The sequence below is a fragment of the Arsenophonus endosymbiont of Bemisia tabaci Q2 genome (genome assembly GCF_902713415.1).
In the GTDB taxonomy this organism is placed as follows: Bacteria; Pseudomonadota; Gammaproteobacteria; order Enterobacterales; family Enterobacteriaceae; genus Arsenophonus.
In genome coordinates this window covers 1-1841 of sequence record NZ_CACTIE010000233.1, presented here as the reverse complement: position 1 = coordinate 1841, position 1841 = coordinate 1, and the positions used below count along the sequence as shown (strand labels likewise).

General features: G+C 37.3%; 2 protein-coding genes and 1 pseudogene. 1 reads left to right on the top strand and 2 read right to left on the bottom strand.

What is annotated here, in order from left to right; genetic code table 11:
* Positions 1-189 (top strand): transposase (locus ARSQ2_RS15065; RefSeq protein WP_181995265.1); only part of this gene is annotated, 189 nt, incomplete at its 5' end.
* A gap of 59 nt (positions 190-248) precedes the next feature.
* On the opposite strand, the gene gshB is transcribed toward ARSQ2_RS15065, so the two are convergent.
* Positions 249-1214 (bottom strand): glutathione synthase, encoded by a 966-nt coding sequence (gene gshB / locus ARSQ2_RS10450; RefSeq protein WP_181995264.1) that lies wholly within the window; start codon positions 1212-1214, stop codon positions 249-251.
* A 9-nt stretch (positions 1215-1223) separates the two neighbouring features.
* A pseudogene (locus ARSQ2_RS10445) lies at positions 1224-1841 on the bottom strand (16S rRNA (uracil(1498)-N(3))-methyltransferase); the annotation flags it as partial.

The following is a 1841-nucleotide window of genomic DNA, read 5'->3' as shown; positions in this document are numbered from 1 at the left end:
GATAATGCAACTTTTCACAAGAAACAGAGTATTCAACAAGTCATCATCGATGCGGGGCATATGGTGGAATATTTTCCTACCTATTCGCCAGATCTTAATTCAATTGAACATAAATTGGCACAAGCTAAATGCAAAAAAAGAGCGCTCGGATGCGACACAGATATTCTGTTCGCACTCAATATAGTGTAATCAAAATTAAGTCGCTTAGCTATATCTTATTATTCAGCTAACTGTAGTGTTAGCTGTGGTTAATTTACTGTTTTTGCAGCTAGTCGTTTTTCTATTGCATCAAATAACATACCTGTAATTGATATAGTCGCAAATGCTGCTTCAATTTCACGGATACAGGTAGGACTGGTAACATTAATTTCGGTTAAGCGATCACCAATAATATCTAAGCCAACGAAAATTAATCCTTTTTCCTTTAATATAGGTGCGACCGTTCTGGCAATTTTCCAATCACTTTCTGTCAATGGTCTTGCTTCACCATATCCTCCTGCCGCTAAATTTCCTCGCGTTTCGCCTTGAGCAGGAATACGAGCTAAGCAATAAGGAACTGGTTCACCATCGACAACCAACACCCGTTTATCCCCTTGCTTAATAGCAGGTAAGTAATCCTGAGCCATACAGAAGCGCTGGGCATGTTGAGTTAATGTTTCAATAATGACACTGGCATTAGGATCATTTTTCTTTAAACGGAAAATCGATGCGCCACCCATTCCATCTAGAGGTTTAAAAATGACATCACCATGTTTTTGATGAAATTCTCGCAGTTTTTTATTATTTCGGGTTACTAACGTATCGGGTGTTAATTGCGGAAACCAGGCGGTAAATAATTTTTCGTTACAATCCCGCAGGCTTTCAGGTTTATTGACAATTAAACTACCCGCATATTCTGCCCTTTCAAGAATATAAGTGGCATAAATATATTCAGTATCAAAGGGCGGATCTTTACGCATTAAAATAACATCAAGATTTTTTAAAGCAATATCTTGTTCAGTACCAAATTGATACCATTGTGCAGTATCTTGTTTGGTGTTGATTAGTTGTCTGATATGTCCGTAAGCTTCACCTTTTAATAAATAGAGATCGTCCATTTCCATATAGTGAATTTCATATCCACGGCGTTGTGCTTCTAATAGCATAGCGAAACTACTATCTTTTTTAATTTTTATGGTTGAGATTGGATCCATCACAATACCTAATTTGAACATTTTGTCTCCTTAACCAAGATCGCCGAAGCGAAGTTGTAATGCTGTGATTGCAGTTAACGCAGTGGCTTCTGTTCTTAATATCCCAGGCCTAAGTAGGATATTAGTAAATTGGTAGTTAGTTGTCATTATGATTTCATCTGGCGAAAGCCCACCTTCTGGGTTAATGAGTAACCTAATTTTATTTACCGCTAAAAGCAGTGTATTAATACTTGATTGAGCTTTAGGATGGAGATTAATTTTTAATGCATCATCTTTTTCTGTTCACCAAGCTTCAAGAGGCATAACGGGACGAATTAAGGGGATTTTGTTACGTCCAGATTGTTCGCAAGCAGAAATGAGAATATTCTGCCATTATTGTAGCTTTTTACTGAGTCGGCCAGGCTTTAATTTAACATTACAGCGTTCAGAAATAATAGGAGTAATGATATTGACGCCCAGTTCTACTGATTTTTGAATAGTGAATTCCATTTTTCCCCACGAAAAATAACTTGTCCAAGATGGAGATCTAAAGGGGATTCTCTGTTTGCAGTTGTCGCCATCCCGAGCTGGACTTTAACTGACTTTTTATTAATCTCAAGTATTTGCCCTATGAAAATAGAATTACTGCCATTCAATATAGCTAAGCGA